Source organism: Streptomyces sp. NPDC050619 (assembly GCF_040654815.1).
Lineage (GTDB): Bacteria > Actinomycetota > Actinomycetes > Streptomycetales > Streptomycetaceae > Streptomyces.
In genome coordinates, this window is sequence record NZ_JBFAIR010000005.1 from 238,867 (window position 1) to 263,013 (window position 24,147).

At 70.5% G+C, this 24,147-nt stretch carries 20 protein-coding genes; 7 read left to right on the forward strand and 13 right to left on the reverse strand.

The window, feature by feature from the left end; translation table 11 throughout:
* From zwf to pgl, 3 genes are read left to right on the forward strand one after another with little or no spacing between them, the layout of a single operon-like run.
* Positions 1-1,539, forward strand: coding sequence for a glucose-6-phosphate dehydrogenase (gene zwf, locus AB0I77_RS11890; protein ID WP_363282307.1), 1,539 nt, complete (start codon positions 1-3; stop codon positions 1,537-1,539).
* A complete protein-coding gene (gene opcA / locus AB0I77_RS11895) occupies positions 1,536-2,669 on the forward strand; it encodes a glucose-6-phosphate dehydrogenase assembly protein OpcA (protein WP_363282308.1) in 1,134 nt (377 codons plus the stop codon). The genes zwf and opcA overlap by 4 nt, the downstream gene beginning before the upstream one ends.
* Positions 2,666-3,448 carry a 6-phosphogluconolactonase gene (pgl, locus tag AB0I77_RS11900; protein ID WP_363282309.1) on the forward strand — a complete coding sequence of 261 codons (783 nt, stop codon included), beginning with the start codon at positions 2,666-2,668 and terminating at the stop codon, positions 3,446-3,448. The genes opcA and pgl overlap by 4 nt, the downstream gene beginning before the upstream one ends.
* A 101-nt stretch (positions 3,449-3,549) precedes the next feature.
* Here the strand turns inward: pgl and pgi are convergent, their stop codons facing one another.
* The 12 genes from pgi to uvrC all read right to left on the reverse strand — a co-directional run bounded on the left by pgi (position 3,550) and on the right by uvrC (position 19,061).
* The gene (pgi, locus tag AB0I77_RS11905) at positions 3,550-5,205 is read right to left on the reverse strand and encodes a glucose-6-phosphate isomerase (protein WP_363282310.1); all 1,656 of its coding nucleotides are present in this window, start codon (positions 5,203-5,205) and stop codon (positions 3,550-3,552) included.
* 52 nt (positions 5,206-5,257) lie between these two features.
* On the reverse strand, positions 5,258-6,526 hold the full coding sequence (locus AB0I77_RS11910) for an MFS transporter (RefSeq protein ID WP_363282312.1): 1,269 nt from the start codon (positions 6,524-6,526) through the stop codon (positions 5,258-5,260).
* Positions 6,527-6,640: 114 nt separating this feature from the next.
* Positions 6,641-6,976, reverse strand: a complete 336-nt coding sequence (locus AB0I77_RS11915) for an RNA polymerase-binding protein RbpA (protein WP_078649359.1) — start codon at positions 6,974-6,976, stop codon at positions 6,641-6,643.
* Positions 6,977-7,184: 208 nt separating this feature from the next.
* Entirely contained in the window at positions 7,185-7,415 is a 231-nt protein-coding gene (gene secG / locus AB0I77_RS11920) for a preprotein translocase subunit SecG (protein WP_029181151.1), read from the reverse strand.
* 101 nt (positions 7,416-7,516) lie between these two features.
* Positions 7,517-8,272, reverse strand: a complete 756-nt coding sequence (gene tpiA, locus AB0I77_RS11925; RefSeq protein WP_363282411.1) for a triose-phosphate isomerase — start codon at positions 8,270-8,272, stop codon at positions 7,517-7,519.
* Positions 8,273-8,314: 42 nt separating this feature from the next.
* Positions 8,315-9,526, reverse strand: coding sequence for a phosphoglycerate kinase (locus AB0I77_RS11930; RefSeq protein WP_363282313.1), 1,212 nt, complete (start codon positions 9,524-9,526; stop codon positions 8,315-8,317).
* A gap of 143 nt (positions 9,527-9,669) precedes the next feature.
* Positions 9,670-10,677: a type I glyceraldehyde-3-phosphate dehydrogenase gene (gene gap / locus AB0I77_RS11935; RefSeq protein WP_363282314.1), complete on the reverse strand. Its 1,008-nt coding sequence runs from the start codon at positions 10,675-10,677 to the stop codon at positions 9,670-9,672.
* Between the two features lie 223 nt (positions 10,678-10,900).
* Positions 10,901-13,852, reverse strand: coding sequence for a M14 family zinc carboxypeptidase (locus tag AB0I77_RS11940; RefSeq protein ID WP_363282315.1), 2,952 nt, complete (start codon positions 13,850-13,852; stop codon positions 10,901-10,903).
* A 151-nt stretch (positions 13,853-14,003) separates the two neighbouring features.
* Positions 14,004-14,993, reverse strand: coding sequence for a DNA-binding protein WhiA (gene whiA / locus AB0I77_RS11945; RefSeq protein ID WP_363282316.1), 990 nt, complete (start codon positions 14,991-14,993; stop codon positions 14,004-14,006).
* Positions 14,984-16,051, reverse strand: coding sequence for a uridine diphosphate-N-acetylglucosamine-binding protein YvcK (yvcK, locus tag AB0I77_RS11950; protein ID WP_363282317.1), 1,068 nt, complete (start codon positions 16,049-16,051; stop codon positions 14,984-14,986). The genes whiA and yvcK overlap by 10 nt, the downstream gene beginning before the upstream one ends.
* On the reverse strand, positions 16,048-17,007 hold the full coding sequence (rapZ, locus tag AB0I77_RS11955; protein ID WP_363282318.1) for an RNase adapter RapZ: 960 nt from the start codon (positions 17,005-17,007) through the stop codon (positions 16,048-16,050). Before rapZ ends, yvcK begins: the two co-directional genes overlap by 4 nt.
* The gene (gene uvrC / locus AB0I77_RS11960; protein WP_363282319.1) at positions 17,004-19,061 is read right to left on the reverse strand and encodes an excinuclease ABC subunit UvrC; all 2,058 of its coding nucleotides are present in this window, start codon (positions 19,059-19,061) and stop codon (positions 17,004-17,006) included. The genes rapZ and uvrC overlap by 4 nt, the downstream gene beginning before the upstream one ends.
* 349 nt (positions 19,062-19,410) lie before the next feature.
* Here uvrC and AB0I77_RS11965 point away from each other — a divergent pair, with 349 nt between their 5' ends.
* From AB0I77_RS11965 to AB0I77_RS11975, 3 genes are all read left to right on the forward strand, one after another.
* On the forward strand, positions 19,411-20,367 hold the full coding sequence (locus tag AB0I77_RS11965) for a hypothetical protein (protein WP_363282320.1): 957 nt from the start codon (positions 19,411-19,413) through the stop codon (positions 20,365-20,367).
* Positions 20,368-20,483: 116 nt separating this feature from the next.
* A complete protein-coding gene (locus tag AB0I77_RS11970; protein WP_363282321.1) occupies positions 20,484-21,551 on the forward strand; it encodes a LacI family DNA-binding transcriptional regulator in 1,068 nt (355 codons plus the stop codon).
* Positions 21,548-22,459, forward strand: a complete 912-nt coding sequence (locus AB0I77_RS11975; RefSeq protein ID WP_363282322.1) for a carbohydrate kinase — start codon at positions 21,548-21,550, stop codon at positions 22,457-22,459. The genes AB0I77_RS11970 and AB0I77_RS11975 overlap by 4 nt, the downstream gene beginning before the upstream one ends.
* Positions 22,460-22,541: 82 nt before the next feature.
* On the opposite strand, the gene AB0I77_RS11980 is transcribed toward AB0I77_RS11975, so the two are convergent.
* A complete protein-coding gene (locus AB0I77_RS11980) occupies positions 22,542-23,399 on the reverse strand; it encodes a helix-turn-helix transcriptional regulator (RefSeq protein ID WP_363282323.1) in 858 nt (285 codons plus the stop codon).
* 100 nt (positions 23,400-23,499) lie between these two features.
* On the opposite strand from AB0I77_RS11980, the gene AB0I77_RS11985 reads away from it, so the two are divergent.
* A complete protein-coding gene (locus AB0I77_RS11985) occupies positions 23,500-24,072 on the forward strand; it encodes a YceI family protein (protein ID WP_363282324.1) in 573 nt (190 codons plus the stop codon).
* The last annotated feature ends 75 nt before the right edge of the window (positions 24,073-24,147 follow it).

A 24,147-nucleotide genomic window follows, 5' to 3' on the forward strand; every position in this document is an offset into this window, starting at 1 on the left:
TTGGCGCCTTTCACCGGTTCCGGAGCGAACCCGCTTCGTGACCCCGCCGACCGACGGCTCCCGCGTATCGCGGGGCCGTCGGGCCTGGTCATCTTCGGCGTCACGGGTGATTTGTCCCGGAAGAAGCTCATGCCCGCCGTGTACGACCTCGCGAACCGGGGCCTGTTGCCGCCGGGCTTCTCGCTGGTCGGCTTCGCACGGCGCGAATGGCAGCACGAGGACTTCGCTCAGGAGGTCCACGACGCCGTCAAGGAGCACGCCCGTACGCCGTTCCGCGAGGAGGTCTGGCAGCAGCTCATCCAGGGGATGCGCTTCGTCCAGGGCACCTTCGACGACGACGCGGCCTTCGAGCGGCTGCGCGACACCATCGACGAGCTGGACAAGGCACAGGGCACGGGCGGCAACTTCGCCTTCTACCTGTCCGTGCCGCCGGGCGCCTTCCCGGTGGTCATCCAGCAGCTGAAGAAGCACGGTCTGGCCGACCAGTCGAGCGGTTCCTGGCGGCGCGCGGTCATCGAGAAGCCCTTCGGCCACGACCTGAAGTCGGCCGAGGAACTCAACACGACGGTCGAAGAGGTCTTCGCCCCGGACCAGGTCTTCCGCATCGACCACTACCTGGGCAAGGAGACCGTCCAGAACATCCTGGCGCTGCGTTTCGCCAACACGATGTTCGAGCCGATCTGGAACCGGTCCTTCGTGGACCACGTCCAGATCACCATGGCCGAGGACATCGGCATCGGCGGCCGGGCCGGCTACTACGACGGCATCGGCGCCGCCCGTGACGTCATCCAGAACCACCTGCTCCAGCTGATGGCCCTCACGGCCATGGAGGAGCCCGCCTCCTTCGACGCGGACGCGCTGGCGGCGGAGAAGACCAAGGTGCTCGGCGCGGTGAAGCTGCCTCAGGACCTGGGCCGGGACACCGTGCGCGGGCAGTACGCGGCGGGCTGGCAGGGCGGCGAGAAGGCGGTCGGCTACCTCCAGGAGGAGGGCATCGACGCCCAGTCGAAGACCGACACGTACGCCGCGATCAAGCTGGCGATCGACAACCGGCGGTGGGCCGGGGTGCCGTTCTTCCTGCGCACCGGCAAGCGGCTCGGCCGTCGCGTCACCGAGATCGCGGTCGTCTTCCAGCGGGCCCCGCACTCCCCCTTCGACCACACGGCGACGGAGGAGCTGGGCAAGAACGCGATCGTCATCCGCGTTCAGCCCGACGAGGGCGTCACCGTGCGCTTCGGCTCCAAGGTGCCCGGCACCTCGATGGAGATCCGGGACGTCTCCATGGACTTCGCCTACGGCGAGTCCTTCACGGAGTCGAGCCCGGAGGCGTACGAGCGCCTGATCCTCGACGTGCTGCTCGGCGACTCGAACCTCTTCCCGCGCACCGAGGAGGTCGAGCTGTCCTGGAAGATCCTCGACCCGATCGAGGAGTACTGGGACAGGCACGGCAAGCCCGCGCAGTACCCCTCCGGCACCTGGGGCCCCGTCGAGGCGGACGAGATGCTGGAGCGAGACGGACGGAGCTGGCGCCGGCCATGAAGACAGACCTCACGGACACCACGGCCAGCAAGATAAACAAGGCACTGGTGCAGGGCCGCCGGGCCATCGGCACACCCGCCGTCGGCCTGGTCCTCACCCTGGTCATCGTCACGGACGAGGAGAACGCGTACGACGCCCTGAAGGCCGCCAACGACGCCTCGCACGAGCATCCCTCGCGCACGCTCGTGGTCATCAGGCGCGTCTCGCGCTCGCCCCGCGACCGTACGCAGTCCCGGCTGGACGCCGAGGTGCGGCTGGGCGCGGACGCGGGCACCGGCGAGACGGTGGTGCTGCGGCTGTACGGCGAGGTGACCAACCACGCCCAGTCGGTCGTCCTGCCTCTGCTGCTGCCGGACGCCCCGGTGGTGGTCTGGTGGCCGGTGAACGCGCCGCTGGATCCGGCGCAGGATCCGCTGGGCGCCCTCGCCCAGCGCCGGGTCACCGACACGTACGCCTCCGAGCAGCCGGTACGGGAGCTCGGCATCCGCGCCGACGCCTACACACCGGGCGACACCGACCTCTCCTGGACCCGCATCACGCCCTGGCGTTCGATGCTGGCCGCGGCGCTCGACCAGGTCACCTGCGAGGTCAAGGCCGTCGAGGTGGAGGGCGAGGAGTTCAACCCGAGCTGCGAGCTGCTGGCGATGTGGCTCGCGGACCGGCTGGACGTGCCGGTGAAGCGTTCGCTGTCCTCGGGCCCCGGGCTGACGGCGGTCCGCATGAACACCGATCACGGTCCGATCGTGCTGGACCGGGCGGACGGCTCTCTGGCGACCCTGTCCATCCAGGGCCAGCCGGACCGTGCGGTGGCGCTCAAGCGGCGCGAGACGGCCGAGCTGATCGCGGAGGAGCTGCGGCGACTGGACCCGGACGACACGTACGCGTCCGCGCTGCGCTTCGGCGTGGACCGGCTGAGCACCTCGAACGGCAAGGGGGGCAAGGCGCCCGCCGGGAAGCCGGCCCCGGAACCGGACACCGACGCCCAGGGTCCGGTCGCCAAAGGAGAACCAGGAGAACCGGTCGGCACAGGGGAACCGGCCGCGGTCCCCGCTCCCGTCGAAACGGCTGCGAAAGCTCCCGCGAAGGAAGCGGCGGCGCAGGCCCCGGTGAAGAAGGCGGCGGCGAAGTGAGCACTCCGCAGCTGGTCGTGCATCACGACAAGGAGCTGATGGCCCAGGCCGCCGCGGCCCGCCTGATCACGAAGATCGTGGACGCGCAGGCCTCGCGCGGCGCGGCCTCCGTGGTCCTGACGGGCGGCCGCAACGGCAACGGGCTGCTCGCGGCCCTGGCCGCCGCCCCCGCCCGGGACGCCATCGACTGGGGCCGCCTGGACCTGTGGTGGGGCGACGAGCGGTTCCTGCCGGAGGGCGACCCGGAGCGCAACGTCACACAGGCCCGCGAGGCCCTGCTGGACTCCGTGCCCCTGGACCCGAAGCGGGTGCACGCCATGCCCGCGTCGGACGGACCGTACGGCCCGGACGCGGACGCGGCGGCAGCTGCCTACGCGGAGGAACTGGCCCAGGCGGTGGTCCCCGAGAACCATGCCGCGGTGCCCTCGTTCGACGTCCTGATGCTGGGCGTCGGCCCGGACACGCACGTGGCGTCCCTGTTCCCCGAACTGCCCGCGGCACGGGAGACCGAGCGCACGGTGGTCGGCGTCCACGGCGCCCCGAAGCCCCCGCCGACCCGCGTGACCCTCACCCTCCCGGCGATCCGTGCCGCCCGCGAGGTGTGGCTCCTGGCGGCGGGCGCGGACAAGGCACAAGCCGCGGCGATCGCCCTCTCGGGCGCGGGCGAGGTCCAGGCCCCGGCGGCGGGAGCCCGCGGCCGGGCCCGCACGCTGTGGCTGCTGGACACCGCGGCGGCCTCGCAGCTGCCGCGGTCGCTGTATCCGCCGGCGTCGGCCTGAGACCTGCCGCGTTCGGAAAGCCCCAGGTGATCGGCCTGGGGCTTTCCGCTGCCCGCCCCGGTCCGAGGACAGCCGTGCCCCTTCCGCTTCCGCGCCCGCGCTCACTGTCGGTCGCGCAGCTCCCGGTACGTCGCCACGAGGGCCTTGGTGGAAGCGTCCAGGCCCGGCACGTCAGCGCCCTCGGTGAGCGCCGGCTCGACACGCTTGGCGAGGACCTTGCCGAGTTCGACACCCCACTGGTCGAAGGAGTCGATGTTCCAGACGGCGCCCTGGACGAACACCTTGTGTTCGTAGAGGGCGATCAGCTGGCCGAGGACCGACGGGGTCAGCTCGCGGGCCAGGATGGTGGTCGTGGGGTGGTTGCCCTTGAAGGTCTTGTGCGGGACCAGTTCCTCGGGCACGCCCTCCGCGCGCACCTCGTCGGGCGTCTTGCCGAAGGCCAGCGCCTGCGTCTGGGCGAAGAAGTTCGCCATCAGCAGGTCGTGCTGCGCCGCCAACCCGGGCCGCAGGTCGGCGACCGGCGCGGCGAAGCCGATGAAGTCCGCCGGGATCAGCTTCGTGCCCTGGTGGATCAACTGGTAGTACGCGTGCTGCCCGTTGGTGCCGGGTGTGCCCCACACGACCGGCCCGGTCTGCCAGTCGACCTCCTGCCCGTCCCGGCCGACGTACTTGCCGTTGGACTCCATGTCCAGCTGCTGCAAGTAGGCGGTGAACTTGGACAGATAGTGGCTGTAGGGCAGCACCGCGTGCGACTGGGCGTCGTGGAAGTTGCCGTACCAGATGCCCAACAGGCCGAGCAGCAAAGGCACGTTGGACTCGGCGGGCGCGGTGCGGAAGTGCTCGTCGACGATCCGGAAACCGTCGAGCATCTCCCGGAAGCGGTCCGGGCCGATGGCGACCATCAGGGACAGGCCGATCGCCGAGTCGTAGGAGTAGCGTCCGCCGACCCAGTCCCAGAACTCGAACATGTTCGCCGTGTCGATGCCGAACTCGCTGACCTTGCCGGCGTTCGTCGACAACGCCACGAAGTGCCTCGCGACGGCCTCCTGGCCCGCCTTCAGCTCGGTCAGCAGCCAGTCGCGCGCCGACGTCGCGTTGGTGATCGTCTCGATCGTGGTGAAGGTCTTGGAGGCGATGACGAACAGCGTCTCGGCCGCGTCCAGGTCGCGGATGGCCTCGTGCAGGTCGGCGCCGTCGACGTTCGACACGAAGCGGACCGTGAGGTCGCGGTCGGTGTACGCGCGCAGCGCCTCGTACGCCATCGCGGGGCCCAGATCGGAGCCGCCGATACCGACATTGACCACGTTCTTGATGGGCTTGCCGGTGTGGCCGGTCCAGGCACCCGAACGGACCCGCTCGGCGAAGTCGGCCATCCGGTCGAGGACGGCGTGCACGCCGGGCACGACGTTCTCCCCCTCGACCTCCACCACCGTGTCGCGCGGCGCCCGCAGCGCGGTGTGCAGCACGGCGCGGTGCTCGGTCGTGTTGATCTTCTCGCCGCGGAACATGGCGTCCCTGAGGCCGAAGACACCGGTCCCGGCGGCCAGTTCGCGCAGCAGCCGCAGGGTCTCGTCGGTGACGAGATGCTTGGAGTAGTCGATGTACAGGTCGCCGACCCGCAGCGTGTAGCCGGCACCGCGGCCGGGGTCCGCGGCGAACAGCTCGCGCAGCCGCACCTCGCCGAGTTCCTCGCGGTGCTTGGCCAGAGCGGTCCACTCGGGCGTCTGATTGAGCCTGGTACGGCCGTCAGCGTTCATGTCGGACTTCAGCCTTCTTTCGTCCCTGTCCCAGTTGCCCCAACCTAATTGATCAGCGCGGAGCGTGAGCTGTCGTGGCGTCGTCGTCCGGCGCGACAACGGATACGTCCGCCTTGAGCGTGGGTATCAGCGCGGTGACGGACAGGACGAAGAAGGCCGCCGCGAGCAGGGGCGGAGTGTTCAGGCCCCAGGCGGTGGCCACGACGCCGCCCAGCAGAGCGCCCAAGGGGGCACCCGCCACAGCCAGGGTCCGAAAGGCGGAGGAGACCCGGCCCAGCATCTCGGCGGGGCTGCGCTCCTGCATCACGGTCTGGGTGTTCACGTTCCACACCATGCCCATGAACCCGAAGGCGGCCATGGCGGCCACCAGAGCGACCAGGCTGCGCACCGAGCCCATGACGATCAACGCACCGATCTGCACCGTCCCCGCGAGCAGCACCGCACCCACCCGCCCGAGGCGGGCGACGAGCCGACCGCTCACCACTCCCCCGCTCAGGGCGCCGATCGTGTACGCCGTCATGGCCGCCGCGTATCCCGCCGTGCCGGCGTCCAGCCAGCCCGTCACCAGGAGCACCATGCCGGCGATGAGGGCGCCCACGCCGATGTTGCACAGCGCCGTGGCGGCGCACAGCCCGCGTAGCGCCCGGTCGCGGCCCAGGCTGCGCAGCCCTTCGGCGATCTCGCGGCGCAGGGTGCTGCCCGCCGGTCTCGGCTTCCGCTCGGGCGCGGCGGTCCGCAGCGAGGCGACCAGCGCCGCGGCCACCAGGAAGGTCACGGCGTCGGCCGCGAAGGGCACGGCGGCACCGGCCACCAGGAGCAGTGGCACGACCGGGGCGCCCAGCAGGCCGCCGGCCGTCCGCTGCCCGGTCATCAGGCGCGCGTTCGCGCTGCCCAGCGCCGCGCGGTCCACGAGGGACGGCAGCAGGGCCGTGGACGCGTTGTCGAAGAGTGTCTGGAGGGTGGTCAGGGCGAAGGCCAGCGCGACCAGCAGGCCGATCGAGGCGTGCCCGAGAGCGACGGCCACCGCGAAACAGGCGACCAGCAGGCCTCGTACCGCATCCACCGTCCACATGGCGCGCCGCTGGTCCACGCGGTCGGCGACGGCTCCGCCGAGCAGCCCGAAGACGATCCAGGGCAGATAGCCGCAGGCGGTGACCATCGCGATGAGCAGGGGCCGGTCCGTCAGCGTGGCGGCCAGCAGGGGCAGCGCGGCCCCGCGCAGCGCGTCACCGAAGCTCGAGAGCACGGCGGCGCTCCACAGCCGCCCGAATCCCCCGCGCCACGCGGGCACATGCCTGTCAGCCACCTCGACCGTCGCCACGATTCCCCCTCACGGTTTGCCGATTTACAAACCGTAGAGGGCAGCACTGACAATCGGTCCGCGGACGGGCGGGAAACGGATCCGGGCAGGCCCTGACGCCTGAATCCCCAACCCCTAGATCTCACCCCGCAGTTTGGCGAGCGCCTCGGCGAGGATCGCCTCGCCGTCCGCGTCGCTGCGCCGTTCCCGCACGTAGGCGAGGTGTGTCTTGTAGGGCTCGGTGCGTGGCGGGTCCGGCGGGTTTTCCCGGTCCTGACCTGCCGGAAAGCCGCAGCGCGGGCAGTCCCAGGTATCGGGAACCTGCGCGTCGCTGGCGAAGCTGGGCTGCGTTTCGTGCCCGTTGGAGCACCAGAAGGAGATGCGCAGCCGGGGCGCGGACTCGCCCCGCTCGGCCTCGCCCATCGGCCCCGCCCCGACCCGGCTTCCTCGGATCGCGTTGCCACTTGCCACGGTCGTAACTCCCTGCGTGATGGTGCCGCGAAGCGAGTCGGCGTTTCGCTTCGCTGCGAGCGCCTCAGTCTACGTAAGGCCCAACGCGCGTCCAGTGATTGGAGTTACAACCCCCACACAGACGCAAGCCCCATGATAGGCCGCGCTCAGCTGCGCGTACCGAACATGGGGCTTACGTGTGGAATGTGCGTACTGCGTGGGCAGCCGATCAGTTGTTCACCTTCATCAGGATGCCGAGCACGACAATGCACGCGAACCACAGCAGACCGACCACCACGGTGATGCGGTCGAGGTTGCGCTCGGCGACCGAGGAGCCGCCGACGGACGACTGCATGCCGCCACCGAACATGTCGGAGAGGCCGCCGCCCTTGCCCTTGTGCATCAGCACCAGCAGCATCATCAGCAGGCTGAAGACGATCAGGGCAATCGAGAACCCCATAACCACGGCTGGACCAACTTCCTCGGATCTGGACAGACGACGGGGTCCAGCAAGCACTGCCGGACCCCGCAAGAGTACGACGGATCCCGCTTACCGCATACTCACTGGTCGCGGAACCGCGCGATCTTGACGAACTCGTCGGCGTCCAGCGAGGCACCGCCGACCAGGGCACCGTCGATGTCGGCCTTGGCCATGATCTCGGCGACGTTGCCGGACTTCACGGAGCCGCCGTACTGGATGCGGACCTTGTCGGCCAGCTCCTGCGTGTACAGCTCGGCGATCTTGCCGCGGATGGCCGCGCAGACCTCCTGCGCGTCATCGGCGCCGCAGACCTTGCCGGTGCCGATGGCCCACACGGGCTCGTAGGCGATCACCACGGACTCGGCCTGCTCGGCCGGGAGGTCCTTGAGGCCGCCCTCGACCTGGGCGAGCGTGTGCGTGACGTGGTTGCCCGCCTCGCGGACGTCCAGTTCCTCGCCGACGCACAGGATCGGGGTCAGACCGTGCTTGTAGGCGGCCTTGACCTTGGCGTTGACCAGCTCGTCGGTCTCGTTGTGGTACTGGCGGCGCTCGGAGTGGCCGATCGCCACGTACGTGCACTTCAGCTTGGCCAGCATCGCACCGGAGATCTCGCCGGTGTAGGCACCGGAGTCGTGCGCCGAGATGTCCTGGGCGCCGTACTTGATCTTCAGCTTGTCGCCGTCGACCAGGGTCTGCACGGAGCGCAGGTCGGTGAAGGGCGGCAGGACGGCGACCTCGACGGCGTCGTAGTCCTTGTCGGCCAGGGCGAAGGCGAGCTTCTGGACGTGGGCGATGGCCTCGAGGTGGTTGAGGTTCATCTTCCAGTTGCCCGCCATCAGCGGCGTGCGCCCCGAAGAAGTAGATGCAGCCATTAAGGGTCAGTCCTCCAGTGCGGCGAGGCCGGGGAGCGTCTTGCCCTCGAGGTATTCGAGGGAGGCGCCACCGCCGGTCGAGATGTGGCCGAATGCGTTCTCGTCGAAGCCCAGGATGCGGACGGCCGCGGCGGAGTCGCCACCGCCGACGACCGTGAAGCCCGGGGAGTCGAGGAGGGCCTGGGCGACCGCCTTGGTGCCCTCGGCGTAGTCGGGGTGTTCGAAGACGCCCATGGGGCCGTTCCAGAAGACGGTGGCGGCGTCGGCGAGCTTCGAGGCGTACAGCTTGCGGGACTCGGGCCCGATGTCGAGACCCATCTGGTCGGCCGGGACGGCGTCCGCGGCGACGGTGGACGGCTTGGCCGGGGCCTTGGTCTTCAGGTCCGGGAACTGGGGGGCGGCCAGCACGTCGACGGGGAGGACCAGTTCGACACCGCTCTTCTCCGCGCGCTCGATGTACTCCTGGACGACCGCGATCTGGTCCTCCTGGAGGAGGGAGCTGCCGACCTCGTACCCCTTGGCCTTGAGGAAGGTGTACGCCATACCGCCGCCGATGAGCAGGCGGTCGGCCTTGCCGAGCAGCTGGTCGATGACGGCGAGCTTGTCGGAGACCTTGGCGCCGCCGAGCGCGACCACGTAGGGGCGCTTGACGTCCTCGGTGAGCTGCTTCAGGACGGCGACCTCGGTGGCGATGAGGTGGCCGGCGTAGTGCGGCAGGCGGGCCGGGAGGTCGAAGACCGAGGCGTGCTGCCGGTGCACCGCGCCGAAGCCGTCGCCCACGTATACGTCCGCGAGGGCGGCGAGCCGGTCGGCGAAGGCGCCGCGCTCGGCGTCGTCCTTGCTCGTCTCGCCGGCGTTGAAGCGCAGGTTCTCGATGACGGCGACCTGGCCGTCGGCGAGGCCCGCGACGGTGGAGGTGGCCGACTCGCCGACGGTGTCCGTCGCGAACGCCACGGAGACGCCGAGGAGTTCACCCAGGCGGGCGGCGGCCGGTCCGAGTGAGAAGGCCGGGTCCGGGGCGCCCTTGGGGCGGCCCAGGTGCGAGGCGACGACCACCCGGGCGCCCGCCTCGGCGAGCGCCTTGACGGTGGGCAGAACGGCGCGGATACGGCCGTCGTCGGTGATGGTGGTGCCGTCCAGCGGCACGTTCAGGTCGGCGCGGACGAAGACCCGCCGGCCGGCCACGCCTTCGGCGAGAAGTTCGTCGATCGTCTTCATGGAGGGAACTCCTGAGGAGGGCTCGTGATGCTCGTGGTGCTGGTGATCGTAAGCGGGCTGGTCCGCACGTGAGTCAGGGCTCGGCCAGCGCGTCCCTGCGCTGCCCGAGCCCTGCTCTCACATCAAGGTGCCTGCTCTGGTGATCAGAGCTGGTTGCCGACGAAGACCGTGAGGTCGACGAGGCGGTTGGAGTAGCCCCACTCGTTGTCGTACCAGCCGAGGATCTTCACCGACTTGCCCTCCTGGACCATGGTCAGGGAGGAGTCGAAGGTGCAGGACGCCGGGTCGCCGACGATGTCGGAGGAGACGATCGCGTCCTCCGTGTAGGACAGGTAGCCCTGGAGCTCGCCTTCGGAGGCCTTCTTGAACGCGGCGTTGACCTCGTCCTTGGTGACCTCGCGCTCCAGCTCCACGACCAGGTCGGTGGCCGAGCCGGTCGGGACCGGGACGCGCATCGCGATGCCGTCGAGCTTGCCCTTGAGCTGCGGGAGGACCAGGGCGGTGGCCTTGGCGGCACCGGTCGTGGTCGGGATGATGTTCTCCGCGGCGGCGCGGGCGCGGCGCAGGTCGGAGTGCGGGAAGTCCAGGATGCGCTGGTCGTTCGTGTAGGCGTGGACCGTCGTCATCAGGCCCTTGACGATGCCGAAGTTCTCGTCGAGAACCTTGGCCATCGGCGCCACACAGTTGGTGGTGCAGGAGGCGTTCGAGATGACGTGGTGGCTCGCCGGGTCGTACTTGTTCTCGTTGACGCCCATCACGATCGTGATGTCCTCTTCCTTGGCCGGAGCCGAGATGAGGACCTTCTTGGCGCCGCCCGCGATGTGCTTCTCGGCGTCGGCCTTCTTCGTGAAGATGCCGGTCGACTCGATGACGATGTCGACGCCCAGCTCACCCCACGGGATGTCGGCGGGGTTGCGCTCGGAGAGAACCTTGATCGTCTTGCCGTCGACGGTGATCGTGTCGGCTGTGTGCGACACCTCGGCCTTGAGCCGGCCCAGGATGGTGTCGTACTTCAGCAGGTGAGCGGTGGTCGCGGTGTCACCCAGGTCGTTGACAGCCACGATCTCGATGTCTGCACCCTGCTCCAGCAGCGCGCGGAAGTAGTTACGACCGATGCGGCCAAAGCCGTTGATGCCTACGCGGATCGTCACGAACCGATCTCCTCGTTGGTAGCCGGTTTCGAGACCGGCGAGCTGTATGGGATGTCCCCGACCGCCTACGACCCTACCTCCCTGAGGGCGCCGCAGTGACATCGAGACGCCCCATACACGGCAGGGCGGTCCGTACCCGCCAGTAGGGGTACGGACCGCCCGGGCCGAAAGACCCGATCACACGTTTTGACTACTTCGAGTCACGCGAGGTTGACCTGGTGGGTCACCCTTCCAGTGCCGCGAGCGCCTTCTTGACCAGAGTCGTCCGCTCGGCCGCCGAGGCGACGTGCTCCAGGCCGAAGCCCAGCAGCACGGTGTCGTCCGTGGTGACCGCTCCGTACGTCTGGAACAGGGCCCCGGTGCGTGCCCAGTCCTTGAGGACGGCCGGGCTGCCCGCGGGCGGTCCGGCGACCTTCCAGGCGCCCAGCGACGTCTCGAAACCCTCGGTCTCGGTGGCCGTGCCGCCGACGACCAGTGAGGCGTCGTCGGCGAGGACGCCGTGGCCGCCGGAGCCGGGGTCGCTGACATAGCTGATCGAGATCTCGACGGACTTGCCCGCGTAGGCGCTCAGGTCGAAGCCGACCTGCCGCCAGCCGCTGGAGGCGCCGGTGAGGGCGTTCCACGAGCCGCTGGTGCCCCTCGCGGCGCAGCCGTCGGCCGCGACGGTCAGGTAGTGCTCGAGCCAGGGGTGCTCGCCCACGTAGAAGCCGCCCTCGCACTCCGTCGGCACCGCGGCGCTGGTGGCGCCGCCCGTCTCCGGGAGTGTCGTCCAGTCGTCGGCCCCGGTCGTGTGGGCCTCGACCAGCACGTTGTCGTAGCCGGGCTCGGTGTCCCACAGCAGTTGGGTGCGCAGGGTGGGCGTGTCGGCCGCGCTCACCGAGGTGAGGTCGACGGTGCGGGTGAGCCGCTTGTAGGCGTCGTCGGTGTGGACGGTGGCGGCCATGCCGGAGCCCGCGTACGGCCCGTATGGGTTGACGGTGCCGGCGAACTGGCCCGCGCCCGCGCTGGCGAACTGGGGGAACTTGTCCACGGGCAGTTCGTCGGAGGTCACCCCGTAGGTTCCGGCCCGGTCCAGCGGGTTGCCACTCGCGCCGGTGAGCGCGCCCGTGAAGCCGCCGAGCTTGCCGGAGCCGGTGAAACCGGTGGCCCCGGGGGTCGACGTACGGGAGAAGGCGCCCAGGTAGTACTGGCTGAAGTCGTTCGACAGGGTGCCGCCGCCGAGGTCGACATTGCCGCCGGCCTGCTCGCCCGCCTCGACCAGCTTGCCGCCCTCGTTGAGGAAGGCGCGCAGCTGTAGCTGGGTGGCGATGCCGGGGACGCCCGCGCCGGTGTAGTGGACCACGGTGTCGAAGTGCTTCAGCACGCCGAGCGCGTCGGGCGCGCCCTGGGTGGCGACGTCCCAGACGAGCGCCTTGCGGCCGTTCGCCTTCAGCGCGTCGACGTAGGTCTGCGCCTGCGTGGCGGCCGCGCCCTCCTCGGCGACGACGAGGACGTCCGCGCGCGGCCGTTCGGCCACGGTGTACGTGAAGTGCTTGCTGGAGACGTCCTTGCCGCTCTTCGTCTCGCCGGTGAACCAGACCTCGACCTTGTCGCCCGGGTCGCCGCCGTGGACCTCTGCCCGGTACTCGTCGAAGTGGAGGTTGTCCTCACCGCCGTAGGTCTCGCCGCCCTTCCAGGGCCTGAGTGCCGAGTCGTGCGTACGGCCGCCGTTGACGCGGTACTTGAGTTCCTTGTCGTGCACGGACTTCCGTACGACGACCGAGACCTCCTGGTCGGCGCCGCGCGAGTACGACGTGGAGAAGGCGGCCGGGGTGAAGTCGGCGGCGCTCGCGCCCACCGCGGACTTCGGCTGGTCGGGGCGGGCGGCGGACTCGGCGAGGGAGAGCGCGAAGGGGATGTTCTTGGCGAACTCCTGCTGGATCAGCTTCTCGTCGTCCGGGAAGGTGAAGATCGACTGGCAGTCGGCCGGGTTCCAGGCGTCGTTCGGGTCGACGGTCGAGGCGGTCTGGCAGGTCGACATCTCGGGGGTGAACATCGCCATGCCGTTGACGTTCGCCGCGTGGCCGTCGGCCTCGCCGTTGGTGGTGTACAGCTCCGAGGAGACCTGCGGGTGGTAGCCGGGGATCGCGGAGTTCTCCGGCGTACCGGCGAGTGCCTCGTAGAGCACGTCGTCCGGGGTGGGCGTGGCGACCTGCCAGCCGACTCCGTAGAGGAGGAGTTCGGCGGCGGAGTGGTAGTTGATGCCGTACTCGAAGCCGATGCGCCGCTCGAAGGCGTCCAGCGCCTGGGTCTCCGGCTCGGAGCCGGGGGCCGCGCCGCGGTAGGTCTGGCTGGTGGGGTTGGGGGACGAGCCCTCGTCGTCGTAGCCCCACTTGTAGGCGAAGTTGCGGTTGAGGTCGACGCCGTCGCCGGTGGTGATGGCGCCGTCGCCGTTGACGTCCCGCAGGTTCTTGCGCCACAGGCGGTTGTCGGTGTTCTCGAAGGTGTAGTCGTAGCCGTCGGGGTTGGCCGAGAGTACGAACCACAGTTCGGTGGAGTCGACGATCTTCTTGATGCGTCGGTCCGTCTTGTAGTTGTCCAGGTAGTGGTGCATCAGCCGGCGGGTCATCTCCGGTGTGATCCACTCGCGCGCGTGCTGGTTGGACAGGTAGAGCACCGAGGGCTTGGAGCCGTCCTTGGACTTCTTGGCGCCCTTGGTCATCTTGAGGGCGAGGATGTCCTGGCCGCCCACCGTCTTGCCGATGGAGACGACCTTGGTGAGGTCGGGATGCTCCTGGCCGGTCTTGACGATGTCCTCTTTGAGGCCGCCGGTTCCGCTGTACGGGCGGAACACCCCCTCGGCGGCGTCCTCGACGCGGTTCTCGGCCTTGGCGGAGAGCTTGTGTTCGGCGAGGTCGACGCCCTGCTTCTCCAGCTTCTCGGCCTGCTGGTCGGTGAGATAGACCTCGACGGTGGCCGTGCCCTTCTCGGGCACCTGCTCGCCGAGCTCGTGGCCGTCCTGCCCGGCCGCCAGCAGCAGGGGTACCTGCTTCTGGGTGACGTCGGCGCGGAAGACCTTGACCTCGTTCGGATCGGAAGAGGCGGGGCTTTCCGCGGCCTGTGCGATGGGTGCGATGCCCGCACCGCCCAGCAGGAGCGCGCCAACAGCGAGGATCGGTCTCGCTTTTCGTCTCATGAACCCCCCTAGCAGTGGTTCGCCACAGTGGCGACCCGAAGCCAGGCTCATGTCAGTTCATGATCGAGTCAAGGGCGCCTCAAGGACAGACAAACACCGACGCCGACGGCCCAAGTGGGCGTCGGCACCGGCTTTTTGACGGGGGCTCGGATCAGCCCGCGAGGTTGTCGGCCAGTTCCTCGGAGAGGTTGGCGTCGGTGCCCGGAATGCCGAGGTCGGAGGCGCGCTTGTCGGCCATCGCCAGCAGGCGGCGGATACGGCCGGCGACGGCGTCCTTGGTCAGCGGCGGGTCGGCGAGCGCGCCCAGCTCCTCCAGGGAGGCCTGCTTGTGGTCCATGCGCAGGCGCCCGGCGGCGGCGAGGTGCTCGGGGACGTCGTCGCCGAGGATCTCCAGGGCGCGCTGGACGCGGGCGCCGGCGGCGACGGCCGCGCGCGCGGAGCGGCGCAGGTTGGCGTCGTCGAAGTTGGCGAGACGGTTCGCCGTGGCCCGGACCTCGCGGCGCATCCGGCGCTCCTCCCAGGCCAGCACCGACTCGTGGGCGCCGAGGCGGGTGAGGAGGGCGCCGATGGCGTCGCCGTCGCGGACGACGACCCGGTCGACCCCGCGGACCTCTCGGGCCTTGGCGGCGATCGACAGGCGGCGGGCGGCGCCGACCAGGGCGAGCGCGGCCTCCGGGCCCGGGCACGTCACCTCCAGGGAGGAGGAGCGGCCCGGCTCGGTGAGTGAGCCGTGCGCGAGGAAGGCCCCACGCCAGGCCGCCTCCGCGTCGCAGGTGGCTCCGGAGACCACCTGCGGGGGCAGTCCGCGGATCGGCCGGCCGCGGCCGTCCACCAGTCCGGTCTGCCGGGCCAGCTGATCGCCGCCGGCGACCACCCGCACGACGTAGCGCGAGCCGCGGCGCAGTCCGCCCGGCGCCATCACGATCAGTTCGGAGCTGTGCCCGAAGATCTCCAGGATGTCCCGCTTGAGGCGGCGGGCCGCCATCGCGGTGTCCAGCTCCGCCTCGATCACGATGCGCCCGCTCACCAGGTGAAGGCCGCCGGCGAACCGCAGAATGGCGGAGACCTCCGCCTTCCTGCAGCAGGTCCGGGTGACGGGGAGCCGGGAGATCTCATCCTTCACCGCTGCCGTCATCGCCATGGGCCGATCCTTCCATGCATCCGAAAAATACGGTCGTACGCGGCGGCAAGCAGCTCCGGGTCATGTCTTGGGGTCCCGTCACTCCGGGCCACCGGGGCCAGCTCGACCGCGGCACCGAGCCGCTTGGCGGCTTCGGTGAGCACATCGCGGTCGGGCACAGCGGCCTCGTCGGCCAGCACCACGTCCAGGGCGAGTTTAGGGGCGTGTCGTCCCAAAACCTCCAAATGACGCTGCGGGGAAAAGCCTTCGGTTTCTCCCGGCTGCGGGGCGAGGTTCAGCGAGAGTACCCGGCGGGCCTTCGTCTGGGTGAGGGCGTCCAGGAGTTCGGGCACGAGCAGGTGCGGGATGACGGAGGAGAACCAGGAGCCGGGGCCCAGCACCACCCAGTCCGCGTCGAGGACGGCCTCCACCGCCTCCGGGACCGCGGGCGGGTCGTTCGGCACGAGGTGCACGGACTGCACCTCGCCGGGCGTGAGGGCCACGTTCGCCTGTCCCCGTACGGTCTCCACCTCCTCGGGCCGGTCCGCGTCGTGGCCCTTGACCAGGGCCTGGAGCTCCAGGGGTACGGCGGACATGGGCAGCACGCGCCCGTGCGCGCCGAGCAGCTTGCCGACCAGGTCGAGGGCCTGGACGTGGTCGCCCAGTTGCTCCCAGAGGGCGACGATCAGCAGGTTGCCGACCGCGTGTTCGTGCAGCTCGCCCTGGGACTGGAAGCGGTGCTGGATGACGCGGGCCCAGGTCTGACCCCAGTCGTCGTCGCCGCACAGCGCGGCCAGCGCCTTGCGCAGGTCGCCGGGCGGCAGCACGCCCAGTTCGTCGCGCAGGCGCCCGCTGGAGCCGCCGTCGTCGGCCACGGTGACGACGGCGGTGAGGTCGCCGGTGATCCGGCGCAGCGCGGCGAGCGAGGCGGACAGGCCCATGCCGCCGCCGAGGGCGACCACCTTGGGCTGGGCGCCACGGCGGCGGGGTTTGGCGCCGCGGGCCTCGACGGGCCTGCTGGCGCGCCCCTCGGGGACCGCCCGGCGCAGCCTGCTCAGCCGCGGAGTACGTCCCGTCATTCCCGTCCCATGTCCCGGTGCACGACCACCGTCTCCACGCCCTCGGCCGCGAGGCGCGCGGCGAGTTTCTCCGACGTGGCGACCGAGCGGTGCTTGCCGCCGGTGCAGCCGATGGCGATGGTCACGTACCGCTTGCCCTCACGCCGGTATCCGGCCGCGATGAGTCTGAGCAGTTCGGCGTACCGGTCGAGGAACTCCTTGGCGCCGGGCTGGTTGAAGACGTACGCGGCCACCTCCTCGTTGAGGCCGGTGAAGGGGCGCAGCTCCGGGACCCAGTGCGGGTTGGGCAGGAAGCGCATGTCCGCGACCAGGTCGGCGTCGACCGGGAGGCCGTACTTGAAGCCGAAGGACATGACCGTGGCCCGCAGCTCGGGCTCCTCGTCGCCGGCGAACTGGGCGTCCATCTTGGCGCGCAGCTCGTGCACGTTCAGGCTGGAGGTGTCGATCACCAGGTCGGCGTCGCCGCGCAGCTCGCGCAGCAGTTCGCGCTCCGCTGCGATGCCGTCGACGATGCGGCCGTCGCCCTGGAGGGGGTGCGGGCGGCGCACCGACTCGAAGCGGCGCACCAGGGCGTCGTCGGAGGACTCCAGGAAGACGATCCGCCGGGTCACGCCCCGGGTGTCGAGGTCGGCGAGGGACTCGCGGAGGTTGTCGAAGAAGCGCCGGCCGCGGACGTCGACGACGACCGCGATCCGCGCCACGTTGCCCTGGGAGCGGGCGCCGAGCTCCACCATGGTGGGGATCAGCGCGGGCGGGAGGTTGTCGACGACGAACCAGCCGAGGTCTTCCAGACACTTGGCGGCCGTCGAGCGGCCGGCCCCGGACATGCCGGAGATGATCACCAGTTCGGGGATGGCCACGTCCGGGACCGCGGCCGTGTCGTTGGGCGTGCCCGTACTCACCTGTGCTCCGTCTCCGGCCTGGCCTTGTTGCCCGTCGTGCTCGTTCACATTCATGTCTCCTGCCCCCGTCGTTCGTCCGGGGCGCCCATCGTCACGGACTCCCCACTGGAACCCATGGTGCCGGGTTCCTCCTCCATGATCTCGCCAGTCGCCGTGTTCACCGCAGGCGCGGCCGGGGCCGCCTGGGCGAGGGCCACGGCGATCGTCTCGGCCGTCTTGCGGCCTATGCCGGGAACCTCGCAGATCTGGTCGATGGTGGCGGATCGTAGTTTCTTCAATGAACCGAAATGCTTCAGCAGTGCCTGCTTGCGCGTGTCCCCGAGCCCCGGCACGTCGTCCAAGGGGCTCGACCGGAAGCGTTTGGCCCTCTTCGAGCGCTGGTAGGTGATCGCGAAGCGGTGGGCCTCGTCCCGGACCCGCTGGAGCAGGTAGAGGCCCTCGCTGGTGCGGGGCAGGACGACCGGGTCGTCCTCGTCCGGCAGCCAGACCTCCTCCAGTCGCTTGGCGAGGCCGCATACGGCGACGTCATCGATGCCGAGCTCGTCCAGCGCCTTCTTGGCGGCCGCGACCTGTGGCCGGCCGCCGTCGACGACGACGAGCTGGGGCGGGTAGGCGAAGCGCTTGGGCCGGCCGTCCTCCTCGGTGAGGGTGTTCTCGCCGTCGGCCCACTCCCCCGTTCGCTCCTTCTCCGCGAGGTAGCGCTTGAAGCGGCGGGCGATCACCTCGTGCATGGAGCGGACGTCGTCCTGGCCCTCGCCGTGCCAGACCTGCGTGTCTCCGACGCGACCCTTGATCTGGAAGCGGCGGTACTCGCCCTTGCGCTGGAGCCCGTCCTCGAAGACGACCATGGAGGCCACCACGTCGTCACCCTGGAGGTGCGAGATGTCGTAGCACTCGATCCGGAGCGGGGCGCTGTCCAGGTCGAGGGCCTCGGCGATCTCCTCCAGCGCGCGTGAGCGCGTGGTCAGGTCGGAGGCGCGCTTGGTCTTGTGCAGGACGAGCGCCTGCTGGGCGTTGCGCTCCACGGTCTCCATGAGGGCCTTCTTGTCGCCGCGCTGCGGGATGCGCAGCGAGACGTTGGACCCGCGCCGCTCGGTGAGCCACTCCTGGACGGGCTCCACCGGGTCGGGCAGGGCCGGGACGAGGACCTCCTTGGGGACCGCGTCGCCCTTCTCCTCGCCGTAGAGCTGCTGGAGCGCGTGCTCGACGAGGGCGCCCGTGGTGATCTCCTCGACCTTGTCGGTCACCCAGCCGCGCTGGCCGCGCACGCGCCCGCCGCGGACGTGGAAGATCTGCACGGCCGCTTCCAGCTCGTCCTCGGCGACCGCGATGAGGTCAGCGTCGGTCGCGTCGGCGAGCACGACCGCGCTCTTCTCCATCGCCTTCTTCAGGGCCCCGATGTCGTCGCGCAGGCGGGCCGCACGCTCGTACTCCATCTCCTCGGCCGCCTCCGTCATCCGCGTCTCCAGACGGCGGAGGTACGTGCCCGTGCGGCCGGCCATGAAGTCGCAGAATTCATCGGCGAGTTCGCGGTGTTCGTCGGGAGACACCCGGCCGACGCAGGGCGCGCTGCACTTGCCGATGTAGCCGAGCAGGCAGGGGCGGCCGGTGCGGGCGGCGTTCTTGAAGACGCCGGCCGAGCAGGTGCGGACCGGGAAGACGCGGAGCAGGAGGTCGACGGTGTCGCGGATCGCCCACGCTTGCCCGTACGGCCCGAAGTAGCGCACGCCCTTGCGCTTCTGACCGCGCATCACCTGTACGCGCGGGAACTCCTCGTTCATCGTGACCGCGAGGTACGGGTAGCTCTTGTCGTCGCGGTACTTGACGTTGAACCGGGGGTCGTACTCCTTGATCCAGGAGTACTCCAGCTGCAGGGCCTCGACCTCCGTGGACACCACCGTCCATTCCACGGACGCGGCCGTGGTGACCATGGTGCGGGTGCGGGGGTGGAGTCCTGCCAGGTCCTGGAAGTAGTTCGCCAGGCGTTGGCGCAGGCTCTTCGCCTTTCCGACGTAGATCACCCGGCGGTGCTCGTCACGGAACCTGTACACCCCGGGAGAGTCCGGGATCTGTCCCGGCTTGGGGCGGTAGCTGGAGGGATCGGCCATGTCTCACACCCTACTGGCGGGGACCGACAGCGCGGCGAGCCTGTGGACAACGTCGGCCGGGTCCGGCGGCCTCCCTGTGGACAACCGGCTGACGCGGATCAAGCTGTCGTCTGCTGACCGACGGCGGGCCGGCGGTCAGCCTCGTCCCGACCCACTCCCAGGACGACTTCCAGGAGCTGGGCGGCAGGTGTTGTCGGGACTTGGTCAACACGCTTCAATGCGGGGGAACTCGGGGCGCTGAATGACGGCGTACGGATGTGAAGGCCCCTCGACGCCCCGCCCGGCGGCCCCGGTATGCCCCGCGAACGGCCTGACCAGCCGTTGTGACCGCCCACAGAAAGGTCCCTGCATGCCGCACGTCACACAGCACGCGGACGTCGCCACCGTCGCCACCGCGGAACTGGACTCGGCCCTGCGGTGCGGCCCCTTCCACGTCGCACTGCGAGCCGCGATCGCCGCCCGTGGACTGCCGCTGCAGCGCGTGCAGCACCATCTGTCTCGCTACGGGGTCAAGGTCGGCGTCACGAGCCTGAGTTACTGGCAGCAGGGCGCCCGCCGCCCGCAGCGTCCCGAGTCGTTGCGGGCCGTGCGGGCACTGGAGGAGATCCTCCAGTTGCCGGAGGAGTCGCTGATCCGGCTGCTCGCCCGGGCCGACGAGGACCCGGCCGCCGAACGGCCCGCGGCCCGCTCCTACCGCTCGCTCGTGGAGGCCTCGGACACCCTGCGACAACTGCTGGCCGAGCTGGACTCGCCGCTCGACGGCGGACTGCACACCCTCGGGCACCACGAACAGGTCCGGATCGGCGCGCGCCGCGAGTTGACGGGGCGCGAGTCGCACCACATCGTGCGCGCGCACCGGGACGGCGTCGACCGCTTCGTGGCCGTCCACCACGGCGACCCGGGGTGCGCGCCCGAACGCATGACCGTCCACGCCCTGGAGAACTGCCGAATCGGACGCGTCCGTTCGCATCACGACACCGGGGTGCTCGTGGCCGAGCTGCTCTTCGACACCCGGCTGCGGGCCGGCGACACGTTCCTGTTCCGCTACGGCGTCGAGGACGGCACGGGGGGCTTGTCGCGCGAGTACCTCCGCGGATTCGGGCCGGCCGGCGGCCAGTACGCGCTCCAGGTGCGGTTCGACGAGGACGCGCTGCCCGTGCGCTGTCACCGGTTCACCCAGCACTCGGCGGCGGCGCCGCGCAGCGACCGCGAGGAGCTGCCCCTGAGCGGGCGGCACCACTCGGTGCACCTCGTCGAGCCACGGGTGCGGTCGGGGATCGTGGGGATCGGGTGGGACTGGGAGTGAGTCTCCGCTCCCGAGCGAACGAGGCGACGTAAACGCTTGCGCAAGCGTTTACGTCTGGCGCCGAATGGGATAAGTTCCCGGTCGGAGGGCCCGCGTCGATCAGGGAGGGGAACTCGATGCCGACCATGGCCGACGTCGCGCGCAGCGCCGGTGTGTCGGTGGCGACCGTCTCGCACGTGCTGAACGACACCCGGCCCGTGCTGCCCCACACCCGCCAGGCCGTGCTGGACGCCATCGACGAACTCGGCTACACGCCCAACACCCTCGCCCGCTCCCTGGTGACCTCCCGCACCCGGTCCATCGGGCTCGCGGTGTCGGCGATCAGCAATCCGTACTTCACGGAGATCCTCCAGGGCGTCGAGGCCGCCGCCCTGGAGCACGGCTACAGCCTGCTCATCGCCGATCCGCACGACGACCCCGAGCACGAGCGCAAGGTCGTCCAGCTGCTGCACGAACGGCGCGTGGACGGCATGATCGTCGCGCCCTCCGCACAGCCGCGCGAGCTCGTCTCCTACCTGAGACGTCACGAAGTGCCGGCCGTGTTCCTCGACCGGTTGGTCGACGCGCCGGAGGACGGCACACCGCGCTTCGACCAGGTCTGCGCCGACAGCGCCGAACCGACGGCCCGGCTGGTCACCCATCTCGCCGAGCTCGGCCACCGGCGGATCGCCCTGGTCGCGGGCCTGCCCGGGCTGAGCACCACCAGGGAACGGATCACCGGATACCGGCACGGCCTCGCCGCCGCCGGGTTCCCCTACGACGAACGCCTGATCGTGCACGGCGACTCCGAGTCGGCCGGCGGCGAACGGGCCACCGCGGCCCTGCTGTCCCTCGCCGCGCCGCCCACCGGGCTGGTCACCGCCAACAACGCGATGACCATCGGCGCCCTGCGTGCGCTGCGCGAGCGCGGCCTGTCCGTGCCGGACGACATCGCGCTGTGCTGCTTCGACGACTTCGCCTGGGCAGACCTGTTCAGCCCCCGGCTCACCGCGATCGCCCAGCCCAGCAGGGACATCGGTGCCCAGGCGGTCCGCGTGCTCCTGGAACGACTCGCCGCTCCGGACCGGCCCGCCCGGATCGTGCGGCTCACCTGCACCTTCGTCCACCGCACCTCGTGCGGCTGCTCCGGTCGGCCGGAGCAGCCCTCGCAGACCCAGCAGCCCGAGAGAGGAACCGTCTCGTGATCGTCGTCGCCGGTGAAGCCCTGATCGACCTGGTGCCGCAGGGCCCGGGCGCCCTCGCGGACCTGAAGCCCGCGCTCGGCGGCGGCCCCTACAACACGGCCCTGGCCCTCGGCCGCCTCGGCTCCCGCACGGCCTTCTGCTCCCGCACTTCCTCCGACGCCTTCGGCGAGGCCCTGCTCGACGGGCTGCGGCAGGCCGGCGTGGACGTGTCGGCCGTACAGCGCGGTGCGGAACCCACCACCCTCGCCGTCGCCACGATCGACACGAACGGCTCGGCCGCCTACTCCTTCTACGTCGAGGGCACCGCCGACCGGCTGTTCACCGCGCCCGTGGAGCTTCCCTCGGGGACCCGCGCAGTGTCCTTCGGCACCTGTTCCCTCGTCCTGGAGCCGGGGGCGAGCGCCTACGAGGAGCTGATGCGGACCGCGGCCGCGCAGGGCGTGTTCACCGTGCTGGACCCGAACATCCGGGCGGGGCTGATCCCCGACGCGGACGCCTACCGGGCCCGGTTCAAGAGCTGGCTGCCATCGGTGTCGCTGCTCAAGCTCTCCGAGGAGGACGCGCTGTGGCTGGGCGGCACCCCGCGTGAGTGGCTGGCCGCGGGGCCCTCGGCCGTCGTGATCACCCAGGGCGGTGACGGGCTGACCGTCTTCACCCGGGACGGCGCGGTGCACTCCGTGCCGGGCGAGAAGGTCGACGTCGTGGACACGATCGGTGCGGGCGACACCGTGAACGCGGCCCTGCTGCACGGCCTGTCCGCCCGGGACGCCCTGTCGCCGACGGCCCTTGGCGGCCTGCGCGCCGACGGCTGGACACGGTTGCTGCGGTTCGCCGCGCGCGCGGCGGCGATCACCTGCTCGCGCGCGGGCGCCGAGCCGCCGTACGCCGCTGAACTGGGCGAGCTGTAGGGGACGTCGGGCGCCGGCCCTCCAGGTCCCGCTCCTGCGGAATCCGGTCGGTCCGGCGCAGCCGCAGCACGGCCGCTCGGAGTCAACCGCTCACCGCTCGCAGCGCGCCCGGCTTACGGCCGTTGAGACGGTCGAGCGCCGTGGCCGTGGCCTCGTCGGCCGGGAGGTGGACCACCAGGCGCTGGCCGTCGTCCGGGAGGGCGAGCGTCTCGAACGACAGGCGCAGCCGGCCTGCCTCGGGGTGCTCGACGAGGTCGGTGCCGGTCCGCGCGGGCAGGCTCGGGACGGCGGCGAGCCGGTCGGCGAACGCGGCTCCCGCGGTGACCGTCATCTCGTCGGCGAGGGCTGCGGCATGAGGCTCGTGCAGTGAGGTCTCGTGGCGTAGATGGGCGACCTGCTCGTCGGCGAGCCGGTCCCAGCCGGGGTACACGGCACGGGCCCGCTCGTCGGTGAACAGATACCGCAGCATGTTGGGCGGGCTGCCGTCGAGCACTCCGAGCGGGCGGGCGTACCGCTCGTAGGCGCTGGTGTGGTCCATGATGTCGCCGATCCAGTTGATCAGCACGGCCGGTGCGGGTTCGAGGCGGTCGAGGAGAGCCCGCACCGTGGGGCGCACGGTGCGGGTCAGTGTCGCGGCGGCGGCCGTACAGAACACCTTGTCGGCGCCGTTCTCCTTGGCCAGCCGGCGCAGCAGCATCCGGTCCGTCACCGGCAGGCGCAGGCCGTCGCCGAGAGCGCCGAGCACCTGGGTCGAGGGGTTGCGGTCGCGGCCCTGTTCGAGCCGGGTGAGGTACTCGACGCTGATGCCGGCGAGCGTGGCCAGCTCGGAGCGGCGCAGCCCGGGGGTGCGGCGGCGGGGGCCCACGGGCAGGCCCACCTCCGCGGGTGAGGTGGCTTCGCGGCGGGTGCGCAGAAAGGTGCCCAACTCGTTGTCGCTCACCTTCCGAACGTACATCGCACGGCGCCGCGGAGGGTGTCCCTGTCACTACCATCCTCGGCCCGGCCTCCCTCCCGTGCTTTGGTTCGCACAGGGTGGAGCCATGACTCAGGACATCGCTTCGAACACGCCGACCGCTTCCGCTGTCCCCTTGTCGCCCGGCGACTGGGAGCTCGACCCCCTTCACTCGGCCGTCAACTTCACCATCCGCCACCTCGGGATCGCCAAGGTGCGCGGCCGGTTCCGCGAGGTGAAGGCCGGGTTGTACGTCGGCGGGACGGCCGACGACGTGAAAGTGAGCGCCGAGATCGCTCTTGCCTCTATCGACACCGGGAACCCCGACCGGGACGCCCACACGCGCGCGGCCGACCTGCTCGACGTGGAGAAGCGTCCGACGATGACCTTCCACTCCACGCGGGTGTACGGCAAGGGGGAGGACTGGTCGATGGAAGGGGACTTGACCATCGGGGACGTGACCCGTGCGGTGACGCTCGCCGTGGAGTTCGGCGGGGTGGTGGACTCCCCCACCGACGGGAGGAGGCACGCCGGGTTCGAGGCGACAGGTGAGATCCGACGCAGCGACTTCGGACTGGACTTCGGGACCGGGTTCCTCGGTGATGTTGTCAAGGTGCAGCTGGACATGCAGTTCGTCGAACCGCAGGGCCAGGGCCGCTGATCGTTGAACGAGCGGCGCCCCGCTGGGAGTTCCCGCGGGGCGCCGCCTTTTCTGGATTTGTCAGAGCTTGTCGCT